Origin of the sequence: Paenibacillus sp. MB22_1, from assembly GCF_047200555.1 — a bacterium.
GTDB lineage: Bacteria > Bacillota > Bacilli > Paenibacillales > Paenibacillaceae > Fontibacillus > Fontibacillus phoenicis.
In genome coordinates this window covers 294,990-310,640 of the sequence record NZ_JBLADV010000001.1, presented here as the reverse complement: position 1 = coordinate 310,640, position 15,651 = coordinate 294,990, and the positions used below count along the sequence as shown (strand labels likewise).

The 15,651-nt window shown below is 46.7% G+C and carries 12 protein-coding genes; 1 reads left to right on the top strand and 11 read right to left on the bottom strand.

Annotation, left to right across the window (positions count from 1 at the left end; genetic code table 11):
- Nucleotides 1–13: 13 nt before the first annotated feature.
- The 7 genes from ACL02P_RS01400 to ACL02P_RS01370 form a co-directional block, all read right to left on the bottom strand.
- A complete protein-coding gene (locus ACL02P_RS01400) occupies nucleotides 14–1,111 on the bottom strand; it encodes a CaiB/BaiF CoA transferase family protein (protein WP_412836666.1) in 1,098 nt (365 codons plus the stop codon).
- Nucleotides 1,112–1,234: 123 nt separating this feature from the next.
- Complete coding sequence (locus ACL02P_RS01395) at nucleotides 1,235–3,595, bottom strand: glycoside hydrolase family 2 protein (RefSeq protein WP_009225474.1); 2,361 nt, start codon at nucleotides 3,593–3,595, stop codon at nucleotides 1,235–1,237.
- A 134-nt stretch (nucleotides 3,596–3,729) separates the two neighbouring features.
- A complete protein-coding gene (locus ACL02P_RS01390) occupies nucleotides 3,730–6,807 on the bottom strand; it encodes a glycoside hydrolase family 2 TIM barrel-domain containing protein (protein ID WP_412837300.1) in 3,078 nt (1,025 codons plus the stop codon).
- Nucleotides 6,808–6,899: 92 nt separating this feature from the next.
- Nucleotides 6,900–7,706 carry a sugar phosphate isomerase/epimerase family protein gene (locus ACL02P_RS01385; RefSeq protein ID WP_036645469.1) on the bottom strand — a complete coding sequence of 269 codons (807 nt, stop codon included), beginning with the start codon at nucleotides 7,704–7,706 and terminating at the stop codon, nucleotides 6,900–6,902.
- Between the two features lie 133 nt (nucleotides 7,707–7,839).
- On the bottom strand, nucleotides 7,840–8,610 hold the full coding sequence (locus ACL02P_RS01380; RefSeq protein ID WP_412836665.1) for an SDR family oxidoreductase: 771 nt from the start codon (nucleotides 8,608–8,610) through the stop codon (nucleotides 7,840–7,842).
- A gap of 15 nt (nucleotides 8,611–8,625) precedes the next feature.
- Nucleotides 8,626–9,642 (bottom strand): (R,R)-butanediol dehydrogenase, encoded by a 1,017-nt coding sequence (locus ACL02P_RS01375; protein ID WP_036645471.1) that lies wholly within the window; start codon nucleotides 9,640–9,642, stop codon nucleotides 8,626–8,628.
- Between the two features lie 23 nt (nucleotides 9,643–9,665).
- Entirely contained in the window at nucleotides 9,666–10,769 is a 1,104-nt protein-coding gene (locus tag ACL02P_RS01370) for a mandelate racemase/muconate lactonizing enzyme family protein (protein WP_036645474.1), read from the bottom strand.
- Nucleotides 10,770–10,953: 184 nt separating this feature from the next.
- Between ACL02P_RS01370 and ACL02P_RS01365 the strand changes: the two genes are divergently transcribed.
- Complete coding sequence (locus ACL02P_RS01365) at nucleotides 10,954–11,748, top strand: IclR family transcriptional regulator (protein ID WP_412836664.1); 795 nt, start codon at nucleotides 10,954–10,956, stop codon at nucleotides 11,746–11,748.
- Nucleotides 11,749–11,858: 110 nt separating this feature from the next.
- On the opposite strand, the gene ACL02P_RS01360 is transcribed toward ACL02P_RS01365, so the two are convergent.
- From ACL02P_RS01360 to ACL02P_RS01345, 4 genes are all read right to left on the bottom strand, one after another.
- Nucleotides 11,859–12,956 (bottom strand): glycoside hydrolase family 117 protein, encoded by a 1,098-nt coding sequence (locus tag ACL02P_RS01360; RefSeq protein ID WP_143811925.1) that lies wholly within the window; start codon nucleotides 12,954–12,956, stop codon nucleotides 11,859–11,861.
- Nucleotides 12,957–13,155: 199 nt separating this feature from the next.
- A complete protein-coding gene (locus tag ACL02P_RS01355; RefSeq protein WP_412837299.1) occupies nucleotides 13,156–13,755 on the bottom strand; it encodes a phytanoyl-CoA dioxygenase family protein in 600 nt (199 codons plus the stop codon).
- 189 nt (nucleotides 13,756–13,944) lie between these two features.
- Complete coding sequence (locus ACL02P_RS01350) at nucleotides 13,945–15,273, bottom strand: IS1380 family transposase (RefSeq protein WP_009227150.1); 1,329 nt, start codon at nucleotides 15,271–15,273, stop codon at nucleotides 13,945–13,947.
- Between the two features lie 111 nt (nucleotides 15,274–15,384).
- Complete coding sequence (locus ACL02P_RS01345) at nucleotides 15,385–15,606, bottom strand: hypothetical protein (protein ID WP_412836663.1); 222 nt, start codon at nucleotides 15,604–15,606, stop codon at nucleotides 15,385–15,387.
- Between the last annotated feature and the right edge of the window lie 45 nt (nucleotides 15,607–15,651).

Sequence of the window (15,651 nt, the reverse complement as noted above, 5' to 3'; positions counted from 1 at the left end):
TTAACAATGACGCCTAGAGCAACTGGAATTCCTCCTCAATCCTGAAGTTGTCCTCGCCCGCTCGTACAATTCCTCGACGACTCCTCATGTGTTTACCGTCAATTCGAATAGGACAACAAGTAGTTAAGAACAATCCTTGCTCCTCCACTTGCACGCTCTGTACATTACGCAAGGCAACAAACCCTTCATGCCGAAGAAGATCGTCTACGGTCTGCACCTCGGCACACCAGTATCCACCTTCTTCCAAATCGTTCACCCAGACAGCTGCCGGCTTGCTCCTCAGATGATCAGCAATCAACTGCTTAATTTCATCCCTCTTCAAGAACCAACTAGCAGGATCTGTATAGGAAGCTAAGGCGCGGCATTGCAGCAGCTTTCCCAGTTCAAGCACTGACCCCATCGCAAGAGCCAGATATCCGCTCGCCGTCTCGTAAATACCATATGGTGCTGGAAGATAAGCATGCGCATTATGGCTCAAGCTTCTCTGCGGCAGCTTTCCTCCATCATTAAGATGAGTGGTCAGCACCTCGAATTGATAATCAATCGCCGATTCCAGCAGACTAACTTCTACCAGCATTCCAACTCCCGCTTTGGAACGTTGTACAAGCGCAGCTAGAATACCTTGAACAAGGTTGGCACTTGCAAACATTTCCACAGTCGAAAGTGGAAACGGAATTGGCGGATCATCCGCATTCCCATTCAACCAGGGTATACCTGTAAGCGCCTGGACGAACAAGTCACTATATGGCTTGTTCCGCCATGCTCCCTCTCGTCCGTAACCGGTAATGTTGGCATGAATCAACGAAGGATTTAGCACCTGCGTTTTCTCATAAGGAAGCATGGCCGCCTGGGGGGAATCAACAGGAAAACCTTCTATTAGAACGTCTGCTTCAGCAATAAGCTTGTGCAGTTTCTCTACATCTTGATCTCTAGTGAGGTTGAATAACAATCTTTCTTTATTGCGGTACAAGCTGCTGAGCGGCAGCTGCTCATCCTCAATCTGCTCTATCCTGACGACACGTGCCCCAAGATCAGCCAGTCTTAACCCGGCGAACGGACCAGCAATCTGCGTACTGAATTCCACAACGAACAAACCCTCTAACGGAAGCAAGCTACCCCTCCTAAGCGATGGACATAACAGACTTCAAAGCAGGGAAAGGGATCGAACAAACGTGAGCGTATGTTCATCCCCTCCAGCATCAAGAATGGTTAACTTCGTGCCAAATATTCTAGATTACTCAAGCTCCCAGAGCTCTGGGTTGTAGCGGTAATAGCTGCTACCGTATTCATCACGCAGCTTCCTACTTTCATCGAGATGCTCGTTGCATATGCGCTTCGCCTCAGCTTGATCGCCAATGAGCAGCTTGTATTCATTGCTTGCCAGAACACTGCCTGCTTGCTTCAGATTGAGCGTGACTGTGAACTGGCCTGTGGCATCGGCATCAACCTTCCATGCAATATCGCTAAATTTTGCGGCGCTATTCGAAGCGATCTGTGCAGCTATTGCTCCGCTGTGAACGACCTCGTCCTTATGATTGCAAAGCGTCCACTCCAGTACCGTATCCGCATACTCCTTATGATAATCGTTGACAATCCACAGTTCGCCTTGGAACGTCTCTCCCGGATTCCATCTTCTTTTCTCAAATGCCAAGCTTGGCAGAAGCGGCTGATAACTTGTCTTTACGTAGTCGAAACTAATTTTCTTCAAGCCATAATAATCGACGAGTCCCCATTTAATGTCGGGCCAATGCGTAATGAAGTGACAGAGTGACACACCGCTCATCCGCGGTTTCCGTCTCCGGTACAATTCAAGTGCAAACTGTAGAATTGTGCCGTGCGCAATCTGAGTCGATTCTACGAATTGCTCCAGTGAATCCATTCTCTTATCGCCGAACACTTCAATGTTCAATCCTTGGAGAATGTGGATATCTGCCCAATGATAACCCCAGCTTGGTCCCATAGGCCATAGCTCATTCTCCGGAATAAACTTCTTCAAGCTTTCAATCGAAGGAGCTGACGCCGCGGTTAATTCAGGAATGATCGAGCAATCAAGCGAAGGGTAATATTCCTCCATGAAGGTGCCACCACCGCCGTAATAATGCTCATTAGCGTGCTGGGACTCCTTAGGTTTGAATCCCATACTCTGACCGAACTCATTGCTAAGCGGTGATGCCAATCCGTATGGAACAGACGTATATGCTCCAATTGCTACACCGATCGCTTCCATAAGCTCTTTATTGCCGCTCTCTACATGTGCATCCGTAAAGAATACTTCTTCTCCGCCCATCCAATAAATATTGGATGGATGATTGCGGCGAAGTTTCACAATTTCAATACATTCCTTCGACACGGATTCCACAAAAGCTGGATCATTGGAGAAGGCTTGTGTGGAGAACGTGAAGTTTGTCCATACTGTAATACCAAGCTCATCGCATAGGCGGTAGAAGGTTGGTATCTCCGGCGGATGCCAGCCAAAAATTCGCAAATTGTTAATATTGCATTCCTTCACCAGTGACAGCAGATGTTCATATTTCTTCGTGCTGTTCCTTCCATATAAGAAAGATGGCTGGCCTCCCCAACATGCGGAGCGCAGGAATTGACGTTTACCATTAATAACGAAGGTCCATGGATATTCGCATTCTTCTTCTGTAAATCCCGGATTTTTCTCCATCTGAATCGTACGAATACCGATTCTGTCCTGTACACGATCCAATTCAGAACGATTCTTTGCAACTGTAATTTCCAGATCATACAGATGTGGAGTTCCCATGTCCCAAGGCCACCACAGTTTTGCGTCCGGAACCTCTACACTTACTTCTACGAGACCGTTGCCTGATCGAACATCAGCCTCCACTGTACGAGTGATTGTCTCCGATGTGAAGTTGTGGCCCTTCATCGCAATCTGAAGTTGAATGCTTTGATTCTCTGCAGCCATGTTGTCGAGTTCCACTTGCAGATGGACTACAGCGCCTTCCTCCTTAAGCTCGGATTCTGAACGATAATTAATAATTCGCACATCCTCCGTTGCAACCAAGCGTACCGGACGCCATATGCCGAATGGCACCAAGCCAGTGAAATAATCGCCGGAGAAGTTCACCTTCTTGCCTCCAACATTGCGGAAGTTCTTTGGCGGCGGATCAAGCTTGACAGCCAGCTGATTCGAACCACCAGCCCAATTATCGAAGTTCAAATATTGACTGACCTCAAAGGAAAAAGGAGAGAACATACCCTCATGACTACCCAGCAGTTGGCCGTTTAGCCACACGGTACAGCTATAATCGACACCTTCAAATTCCAGATGAATCTTCTTGCCTTTCATCTCTTCAGAGACGTTGAATCTCCGAATATACCACCATTCGTATTCTTGCACCCACTTGGCCTTGTGCATATTACGTCCAAAATAAGGGTCCTCTAATTCGCCAGCACGCTGAAGATCGGTATATACATCTCCTGGCACAGATGCGTAATTCCAGCTAAAGATTACACCTTGACGCTCTGCAGGAAGGATATGGAATCCCTCTCGTTCTCCTTCGCCTACTCTCATCTTCTCCATCTGCCAGAGCTTTCCGCTTAAATCCTTCACTACTCTCGACATTCCAGAACCTCCAGTACTGCAATCGCATTTTTACAGAACAACAACCCAAAAATAATAAATTATAACTAATTTTCGAAACGTTGTTCCGTTTTAAACGATTATACATTTGGTTGTACTTTGCGTCAATACTGTTTTCATTCATCTTCTTTAAATACAGGTCTTAAGGTAAATTGGAAGTCGAACTGCTTCTCATTCAACTGATACTTCTCCATCAATTTAGGGCCACAGGAGTTCGAGCCGACACCACTCATCTTGTAATCGAGCTGAACAATCGTTTCCTTCCTCTTCCGCAGCTCATACGTGTGCTTGGCTGCCGTAAGATCCTGAGGCAAATAATTCGAAACATTAAACGAGAAAGATGCAGTGCTATCCATCAACATGCCCATGCCAAGCTCATTGGATACGATGACCCATTCCGTGCCCCATCTAGAGCCATTCTCCTGCGGCATAATGTAACACTCGCTCATCTGATCTACACGCTGCAAATATCTACCTTTGCGTACGCTCTGACGCTTATCTATATAGCTCTCATGCGGTCCGTACCCGACGTAATCCACCGTATTCATTGCTGCAGGCATTCTAAGCTGCAGACCAAAACGAGGCAGGAAGTCAATCTCTTCCTTCACCTGTACACTCGTCTTCACCGTTATCGCACCTTGAGCATCTACATGCCACTTAGCAACCCCCCGCACAATCGGCTTGCGTGTGTAGATGCCTAAAGAAAATTCTGTTGTAACAATAACCTCTTCCTCGCTTGGTTGCTCCCAATCGCAATGATAGACTTTCATACTGGCATGCTCTAGCCCTTCATATTCCCATCTAGAGGCTATCACCCTATCGTTATCAAGTGGAGCTCGCCACATATTGAAGGATAGAGGATGCTCCAACAACTGCACGCCATGTCTGGTCAACTGATTCGGCACACCTCTGCGTAAATCAAAGGAGTGACTGAAGTCGAAGCCATCTATACGAAGCATGCGATCTTGTTCAAGCACTTGGATAGATACATGAGAAGCTTTGTTTTTATATGAATTAAGAGCCAAGCTTTCTTCACTAGCCGTATATTCAAATTGTTGGAACATGATCTCATGACCACGCTCCGCCCATATATTCTGCTTCTCTAAGCAGCAGGATATAGTCAAGCAGATCGTCCCAATCGCGCTTTTATCCGATTGAAATGCTAGCTGTACTTCTTCTCCGGAATGAGGAGGCGTTCGCAGTCCGCGCAGCTCGCCTTCTTCTAAGAGGACGCCCTCTCGCTCCACCTTCCAGTAAAACACCAAATGGGATAGGTCAATGAAGTCATACAGGTTTCGAATGAACAGCCGTCCCTTCTCAAGCTCAATCGCTTCAATTCGAACAGGTGCTATCACCTGCTTTAGTTCAAGCAAACCGGTATGCGGTGTACGATCTGGAGCAACAAGTCCATCGATGCAGAAATTCCCGTCATTCGGCTTGTCACCGAAATCACCGCCGTAGGCATAATACACTTCTCCATGCTCGGTCGTCCTCTCGATGCCGTGATCGCACCACTCCCACACACAACCACCCATTAGCTTAGGCTCGGCATAGATCACGTTCCAATAATCCAGCAGATCTCCAGGGCTATTGCCCATAGCATGACTGTATTCGCACAAAAACAACGGCTTGTCATTTGACTTATCTTTTGCATAAGCCTCAATCTCCGGAACGGATGCATACATACGACTTTCCATATCCAGCACGCTTACATCCGGATTACCGAGATATAGGGATGCTGCTCCCTCATAATGAATCAGTCTGGAGTTGTCTCTCTCCCTCGTCCACTTCGCCATGGCAATGTGATTATGACCATAGCCTGACTCATTGCCCATCGACCAGATCACTACACAAGGATTATTCTTATCTCGTTCCACCATCCTAATCGCCCGATCGACGAATGCTTCCTCCCAATCCGGATTGTTCGACAACTCATGAAATGCAGGATACGATTGCATGCCAAGTCCCTTCGCCATGTTGTCCCAGGTCTCAGCTATTGCTAAACCATGACATTCTAGATCTGCTTCATCCACAACATAGAAACCGTATTCATTACACAGTTCAAGAAATCTAGGATCATTCGGATAATGTGAAGCTCGTATAGTATTAATATTGTGCTGCTTCATCAATTGAAGATCATTAATCATATGCTGCAGCGGAATTGTCTGACCAAGGCTCGGATGAGAATCATGGCGATTGACACCCTTCAGTTTAACGGGAACGCCATTGATCTGAAAGACGCCCTCTCGAATCTCAACACGGCGGAAACCAACGTTGAAGCGAATAATCTCTTCTCCCGAGGATAGAAGAAGTTCATATAGTACCGGCTGCTCGGCATTCCAAAGCTTAGGCTCAGTAACCTGCATCTGAAGCTGACCTGTCTGTCTAACTTCTTCTTGCATCTCTACTATTACATTGCCGCTTGGATCTCTCAGAACAGCATGTACAACAGCTTCACCAGTCATCTCTATCTCTATATTCAGCTTCGCTTCCTTGTCGTCGTTCAACAGCGAAGTACGAACGAACACGTCGCGAATATGCACCTTATCCCGCGCCAGCATATATACATCACGGAATATGCCGGTGTATCTCCATAAATCCTGATCCTCCAAATAAGTGCCGTCACAATATTTCAGTACCATAACCGCCATTCGGTTAACGCCTGGAACGAGGTGATCGCTGATGCGAAATTCTGCGGGAATTCGACTTCCCTGGCTATATCCGACAAAACTCCCATTAACCCATACATAGAAGCATGCATTCACTCCCTCGAACACGACATATTTTTCTTTGTTACTCCATTCCGACGAGATGTGAAAGTCTCGAATATACAGTCCTGCTGGATTATCATCCGGCACAAATGGCGGATCGCACGGTATCGTATAATTGAGATTCGAATAATGCATTTGATCATATCCGTTGTTCTGCCAACAGGAAGGAACTAATAAAGAAGACCAGTCTTCTGCATCAAAGTTGGCTTCGTAAAAGCTTTCACACACATCCTCTACGCTGGAATGATATTGAAATTTCCATGCACCGTTCAAGGTTTGATAATAGGGAGATCTTCCCCTCTTTTTCGAAGCAGCAGTCTCTGCATTCGCATACGGAATGTAATAGGCCCTTGGCTTTTCACGATTTATGTGCAAGGTATGGGGGTCTTCCCAATATTTATCGATCTTCAACAACGTTATCACTCCTATATTATTGTAAGTGTTAAATGTACAGATGATACGAAGAGCACTCGTTTCCAAAGGGATCCAAGTGCTCTCAAATATTTATTGCCTCCTCAAGATATCCAAACCTGATAATTCGCTTTCACCCTGGTCGCGATCCATTCATTAACATCCCATAGATCCGCTACAGGCTGTTTTGTATAAGCAAGTGTCGGCATATAAGGAACAGGTCCGAATTCCGGTGTCATCGTGCTGACGGATTCGCCTTGAGAAAGTCGGTAGCTGAATATGCGCTTCCACCAGCCCTCAAAGCGTTCTCGTTCCGCTGTCCATTCCGGCGCTCCGGGATGCGGAACCTGAGGACCTTGCGAGAAGCCAATTCTGCCATGAATATGATGCGTATGAGTAATGGCCAGGGCGATCTCCTCCTCCATATCTTCAAGGAGTGATTCACACACATTCGTCCAATGGCTAAAATCCGCGGTAATGCGTAATTGCGGGAACTTGTTCAACAGCCTTGCTGTTGTCCATGGCGAAAACATTGCCCGATGCCTGTGTGTCTCATGTGCAACCACAATGGCATTGTCAGACTCTATACGCAGCGCCGCGTCAAAGAAACGATCCTGCTCACTGTCGCTCATGCGATCTCGAGCGCTGTGCGAAACAATAAACTGCGGCTGGAAACCGATAGCTCTCTCCACTTGCTTCTTAAAAGATTGAATATGATCTTCACCGTCTGTGAAGATCTGGGCTATATAAGAAAGTGAGTAGGCTTGAAGCGCTTCACGGAATTCTTCCTCCTGCTCAGGCAGAGGCATAGGCGCTTCAATGCCGGTATAACCCGCATCCGCTGCCCGCTTGAATTGGTCACGATACGTGCCTTCCATTCCCCATAATGCTTTATATAACTGTAGTTTCATGAATATCTCCTTTTTTCGAGCTATGCATATGCAACTTATACTAATCGAGCTCAAACACCCGTTCCTCACTAATCGGGTCGTAAATGGCAATCATACGACACGGTGATGCCAACGCCTTCCCCCGTTAAGAGTGCTATCTGCCCATCCAACCGCCATCCACCGTTACAATAGTTCCGGTCACATAGTCTGAAGCAGAGGAAGCCAGGTAAATAGCTGCCCCGTTCAGATCCTCTGGTCTTCCCCAGCGAGCTGCAGGAATTCGATCTAGGATCGCCTTGTAGCGGTCAGGGTCTTGTCGCAGCTGCTCGGTATTATCAGTCTCGATATAACCAGGTGCAATCGCATTCACCTGAACCCCCCGCGAGGACCATTCATTAGCCAGTGCCTTGGTCAACTGTCCGATACCGCCCTTACTTGCCGCATATCCCGGTACGTTGATTCCACCCTGATACGTAAGCAAAGAAGCGGTGAATATGATTTTGCCCGCACCTCGCTCCAGCATTCCTTGCCCAATCTCCCTCGCCAATATAAACTGGGAGTTTAAGTTCACCTCGACGACGTGATCCCAATAATCATCTGGATGTTCCGCTGCCGGCTTGCGCATAATCGTACCGGCATTATTCAACAAAATATCAATATCAGCATGCTCTTCCTTCACCTTGGCGATGAAAGCATACAAAGCTTTACGGTCACTGAAGTCGCAGGCATATCCGGTGAAGCTTCGCCCTTCATTGCGAACCTCTTGCTCCACTTCGCTACCTGACTCCTCCAGTGTTGCACTGACTCCGACAATATCCGCTCCAGCTTGTGCAAGCGCAACTGCCATTGACTTGCCAATGCCTCGCTTGCAGCCTGTCACTAATGCTTTCTTGCCACGCAATGAGAATAATTCCAAAATATCCATCTTGCTACCTCCCACTTAATTGCATTGGATAAGAATCTTCATAACACCGCTTCCTGATTCCATCTGCTCGAAGCCCTCTTGAATCTGCTCAATCGGGTAAATCTTGCTGATAATACGCTCAAGCTGGAGCTCACCGCTCGCCGCAAGCTGAATCGCTTGCTCGAAGTCCTCATGTTCGTACACACGTGCGCCTAGTAGCTGAATCTCTCTCCAGAAGAAACGATGCAAATCTACTGGAACAGGCTTACTGAAGATACCTACGATTACAATTCGTCCTCTTACCTTAGGCAGCTTGGTCATAACCTCGGCGCCAGCGAGCGATGAGGTTACCTCGAACACAACATCAGCCCCTTTGCCGCCTGTAGCCTCCTGAACGTATTCCGCCAGATCCTGCTCATTCGAGTTACAGATTTCAAATCCCATCTCAGACAGCAGTTGGAGCCGGTATGGATTAATCTCCGCAACGACAACTCTGGCACCAGCGGCACGGGCAACGAGTGCGATCAACGTACCAATCGGTCCTCCACCAATTACAACAACATACTCTCCAGGCGCCACCTTACCCAATCGAACGTCATGACACGCTACTGCCAACGGCTCAATCATTGCACCATGCTGCAAGCTGAGATCATCAGGCAGCATATGCAGTGTGCTGGCCGGTACAGTCCAATATGATTGGAAAGCACCGTCTGTCTCGATTCCCATAAACTTAAGACGATGACAGATATGACTGCATCCATCCTGACAAGCAGGACATTCACCGCATGGCCCTAGCGGCCTTACAGTTACTCTGTCTCCCGGCTTATAGGATGTCACCTCCTTGCCGACACGCTCGATTACTCCCGACATCTCGTGACCCATCACTTGCGGCAGCGTTACACGATGATCCATATGCCCGTGATAAATATGCAAATCCGTACCGCATATGCCTGCATAGGCCACCTTTATTTCAACCTCACCAGGTCCTGGTTCTTTGCGCGATCCAGCTCCGACTACAATGTTTTTATTTCCCTCATAAAATGCAGCTTTCATTCTGTTCACTCCCTGTTATATCATTAAAATATTTGCTTATAAGGCTGTAATAGCTCCCATCGGAATTCCACACCAGTACCTGGTACATCTGGCGCTACAGCTCTTCCATCTTGAATGACAAGCGGTCGTTTCGTATATTGATCGATCGGGAAACTGTGCACTTCCAGATAAGAAGCATTCGGCATAGCTGACATCAGACTGACATGGAGCTCCTGCATGCCATGTGTGCAAACTGGCAAGTTATAAGCATATGCCAGATTCGCAATCTTCAACCAGCCTGTAACACCACCAATATTAGAAGCATCCGGCTGAGGGAAATCAATCTTGCCCCGAGTAATCATATTTACAAATTCATAGACGGTATGAAAGTTCTCTCCTGCCGCAATAGGTAAGCCTCCCTCTGCACCGATACGACGATACCCATCATAATCATCGGGAATCGTCGGCTCTTCCAGCCAAAAGATATTATATGGTGCTAACAGTTGTGCTGCTTTAATAGAGGTCTCGACTGACCACTTCATGTTAGCGTCAACCATAAATATCCGATCTGGTCCAATCAACTCTCTGACAGCTGCCACTCGTTCAATATCCTCAACTAATCGTTCTTGACCCAGCTTGATCTTGACTGCCTGGAACCCCTTGTCCAAATAACCCTTAATATTGTCCAGCAGCTTATCCTTAGTGAAATTTAGATCGATCGCACCCGCATAGGCTTTTGTAGAAGAAGCATGACCGCCAAGCAGTTTCCATAAAGGCTCGTCACTGCTCTTTCCACGAAGATCCCATAGGGCAATATCGATGGCCGAGATCGCGAACGAGGCGATTCCTCCACGACCGACATAATGAATCTTCCAATTCATCTCTTCCCAATGCTTCTCGATGCAGCTGGCGTCCTTCCCAAGCAAAAATGGCTTCAGATCATGCTCGATCATCTGACAGATAGCCCTTCCACCAACACCTCCGGTATAGGTATATCCAACCCCCTCACTGCCATTCTCCAACACAATCGTGACGGTAATCAATTCGAAGTGAGAATGAATGCCATGTCGTGCATCTCCTAGTTGCTCCACCAAAGGTACGAGGAAATAGTCGGTTTGAATATCAGTAATTCGCTTTCTTTTAGCCATTGTGTTCACCCTTTATTATCATTGATCAGAAACCAATCGTTCCAATTAATTAAATGTTATTACACACAATGCGTTTAGTCAATATAAAATCAGAACAACGTACCATTTTATAAATAAGATTGACTCATATCAAAACATTAATTAAAATAACGGAATAGAGATGAAATGAAAGAAGGTGCTTTCTTTGAAAATTGAAGCGAATAAAACAAATTCTACGTTAGAACGTGCATTATTTCTGCTTGAGCAGCTGTCATTAAATAAAGGCGGATCCGGAATCGGTGAATTATCGGAAGCGACTCAGTTGCCCAAGAGCACAACACATCGCATACTGGAGACACTTATGAAGGCTGGGTTTGTGATGCAGGAACCGTCAACGGAGAAATATTTTGTGGGACTGAAGGCCATTGAAATCGGTATGGCAGGACTTCATAACATTGATCTGGTAGAAGCTGCGATTCCTCATTTACAGGACTTGGCTGAGCAAACAGGCCAAACTGCGTTTCTCGCCGTCTATAATGAAGGTGAAGTAATCTACATTTATAAAGTAGACGGAAGCGCATCCGTCATTATGAATGCGATTCTCGGTTCAAGAAACCCCGTTCATTGTACAGGTCTCGGGAAAGCCATTATGGCGTACTTCTCGCTTGAGGCTGTCGACAAGATTATCAACGAAAAAGGGCTCAAGCAATATACGCCAACGACGATAACAGACCATCAGCAATTTCTTCAAGAGCTGAGCAAGATCCGACAATCGGGCATTGCCATCAATCGCGAGGAATACGATGATGGATTAAGCTCCATCGCTGGACCAATCTTTAATTATACAGGCAAGGTCATTGCAGCCATCAGTGTAGCCGGGCCAACCGCTCGCATATTTGAAAAGCAGGATGAACTGGAAGCGTACGTCAAGGAGAAGTCCTCTCTTATCTCCAAACGACTAGGTTTCGTGCCTTCCATGCGCTCCATCTACCTTTCCTAACTTCTACAAAGGACGTTGGCTCTTGAGCCAGAGTCCTTATTTATTGTGTGCATACAAGTGTGTGCATACAAGAAGCCGAGCGTCCTTGCAGACAACTCGGCTCATCCCTCTTAATCCTTCTTTTGTTTCGCTTTCTTCCCTAACCAGAGAACCTCCGGATTAATCTTGTTCGCATAATAATGCTTATAATCCTCAACCGTTCTGAATTTGAGAATATGATTCCATTTCGTGTGAACATTGTGGCACAAGCCCCAACGAATGCCCTCCAACGGACTACGATCTGTATCCTCTGTCCGAAATGGTCCTGCCGCTTCAGGAGGATTCTTGATAACGGCTTCAATTTCGAAGTTAATGCCGTCAGGTGCATATTGAATCGTATTTTTCTCCGGGCCATCTGTCGAGAGAAGTGCAGCCATGCCGCCTCGATAGTGCCAAAGCAAGGTTTCGTGACCGCTATTGGTAACCGGATTATATTCCGATTTCACGTATGGACCCTCAGGATGATCTGAAATCGCTACCCCCCATTTGGTTGTCCGTCCGCCAAAGTTCATCTCTTCACCCTTCTGCTCGCCTTTATAATACAACCAAAATTGATTATTATAATAAAAAAGAACGGGATCATGCACCTTCAAACTGTCGAAATCGCCTTTATGCTTCACCGTCAAGCGATTATCATCATCACCGAACCATTCGCCATTCATTGCAGGACGAAGAATAGGAGCATCGAGCTTGCGCCACGGACCTTCTGGAGATTCCGCTACTGCCATTGCAATATTCTCATACTTTCTAAGTAGATATTGTCCTTCAATGACTTGATACACAAGATAAAACTTGCCGTCATGATGCAGAATTTCCGGCGTGAACACACTTCGGTCATCGTAGGACCCCTTCGGCCCCCGTCCGACTGCCATTCCACGTTCAGTCCAGGTTGTGCCATCTGGAGAGGTGGCATACCACACATCGGATTGATCCCACGGGAACACCTTACTATCCGGATCGCCTGTGTTAAAACCAACGGCTTCTCCTACCGACTTCGTATACCATACATAATATAAGTCTCCTACCTTAATTACACTACTCGGATCACGGCGATGAATTCCCTCTTCATACCCCAAGCCTTCGACAGGCTCATACTTAAACTCACAGAACCAGTCAGCATTTTTTGTATATTGTTTGGCTCGAATTGTTGCAGCGCTTTCTTTTTTCATTCCCATACCCTCTCTCTTGAATTTTATAAGATATAAAACCATTCTACCATAAAATAAATATAAATTTCGGAATACATTTCGTTTTGTTTGACATTTAGATTATAACTCTCTATTCTATTTTGGTCAAGAATATGTGGAAGAATAGAATTCAAGAAAGAACCCCAGCCTGTATGCAGACTGGGGTTAGCCAATTGTGATCTTATACATCCTTCTTATAGACAATAGGATTAAGCTTGCTTGCCGCCAGATCGCCAGGAGCTAGGCCTGGAAGCCACTTTTGCAGGTCTTTCTTGCGGGCATTCGTATCCGGCTCAATGACCTTTGCGCCATCTGCGTAATAGATAACTGTCATGACCTCGCGCATAGTGTTGGTCGGATTGCCAGGTGCGCTGTGCAGCGTCCAACCGTAATGCCAAGTTGCGTCACCCGCTGCCAGTGCACCATAATTTTCAACCTCAAGACCTTTGGCCTCGATATATTGACCCAACGTTTTTTGTGATTCATCAGAAATAGCCAGCTTGCTAATATAACCAAATTTATGGGAGCCGTTCGCAAAGTTCATCGAGCCCACATCCTCAGAGACTGGAACCAACGGCATCCACATCGTGATGAAGTTATCCGTATCTACAGGCCAATAGATTTGGTCCTGATGCCAAGGCGTGATTCCGCCTCCCGGCTCCTTGAACAGCGCCTGGTCATGATAAATTCGAACCGCATCTACCCCCATCAGCTCGGCTGCAATCTTGGCGAACCGGCGCGCAAATACGAAACGTTGGATTTCAGCGGATTTTTCCCAAATATTAGATATTTGGATAAAACCTGAATCCGTGACGCTTTGTATTGCTCGATTGAAAATCTGGTTGTTATTGTAAAATGTGCGATTTTTGACGCTGACAAACTGTTTAATGAGATCGCACTCTGATGGAGCGCATGATCAAACAGACCTTGGCTGACAAGGCCTTATTGACCCCTATAACATTCCATCCTGTCAGGTAAAGGCACAGTAAATACGACGGATAACGGGAAACCACGGACTGTTGCAGCCGAAATTGAATCGAATACCTCGCGCATGTCGAACCAATCTTGCCGCCATGTAAATAATATTCTGGATAACCGTACGAATACGGCGACGCTGCACGTTGTTTCGAATCGGCGAGTCATGCTCACGCAGACTCTCCTGGCCGATGATTCGAAGAAGGTTATAGGCAAACAAGCCGGCATGCAGTACGAGATCATTCGTTGCGAATTTTCCTGCAGGCAGACGCTCCAAATCCAAATCGGTTTTGATTTCGCTGTGGAATTGCTCACTTGTCCCATGATCGCGGTAAAGCTCAATCACTCGTGACGGGGCACAGCGAAGCGACGTCCAATAGACGCTCACTTCAATTTCCGGGAACAGCAACACTTGTCCATCCCGATCAATCGTTCGATGAATGACGTGGAACACTTGGCGAAGGGGGCGGTCGAATCCCTTTTCGCGAAATTCTATCGCGCCGATATATTCGACTTTTCCTTCGCGCTGCTGGCAGGCGATTCCCGTCGTTTCCGCAATGCGCAGCCACATTTCCTTCGGTTCTCTGCGGAGATTGGCCTTGATGATATAGTCGGCTTTCTCGCGATGACAAACATGCAAATTTTCGGCGCTGTCGTTTCCAGCGTCCATGCGAATGAGCAGCGGCAGGTCCGTTGCACGTTTGGCGTATGCGATGCTCTGTTCTAAAAATGCGGCTGTTCCCTTCTGGCAATGCACACTGCCCTCACGCAGTTCCACATTAACGCCATAGCCTTCTTGGCCCAGGTAGGCAAAGATGGGAGCATAGCCGTCAGTCCCTTTGTAAGTACGAGATACGCCTTCTTTCTTTGTGCCGGAATTGTCGAAAGGAGATACGTCGATATCCAGCGGCGCATAAGCCTTTTCACCTGCTGTCAGCCCTGTTAATGGAGCCTTTACCTTGCGAATGAGATCAGCGGATTCCTCAAGTAAAATCCGGTTCCATTCCGGCGTCTGTGCTGCGGCGTCAAGACGCTGGCGAAGAGTCGGGCTGGAGGGGACTTTTTGGAGCTGAAGGCAGATTGTGAATACATCGTCTTTTCGAAACGGCTCAATATGGTCAAAGTCGCTCTTGCCTTGGCAGAGCAGGCCCAGATAGCTCTTCATGACATCGGCGTGGGAATGAATCGGTGTTTTCATACTTTTGATCTTTGTATGATTCAGGCGCTTTCTAAGTCCAGTATGCGCAAGCAAAGCGCCAACGGTTGCAAGACCGGCGTGAGTAGAGAGAATTAACTCTTTCGAGCGGACAAATTGGATCTTCATAGAGCACCTCTCAGGTGAAATTGGAAAAGTTATGATTTTCTTTTAATTTCTTTACCGGAGGTGCTTTTTCCTTCAATTATCTTTAATTTTCAAAGAACCTTTATCACGGATTCAGGTAAAAGCTTTGCCATAAGTATCTCGCTCTTCTATCGGCTTATCATGATAATTAAGCTCTTTCACTTTCTCCCCGATGATAGAACGGTATACTGCAACCTCATCGCTCGAAGCTACCTGATTCAGCTTGATATGTCCCTTTTCTTGAAACTGTTGAATTTGCTCCTTGGAAAGCTGATAATCACTTGAAAGCTCTGGTAGATTATTTAAATCCGACATCCCTATTCACTCCTCAAAATGTTTTTGACTCTTGATATCCCTTAT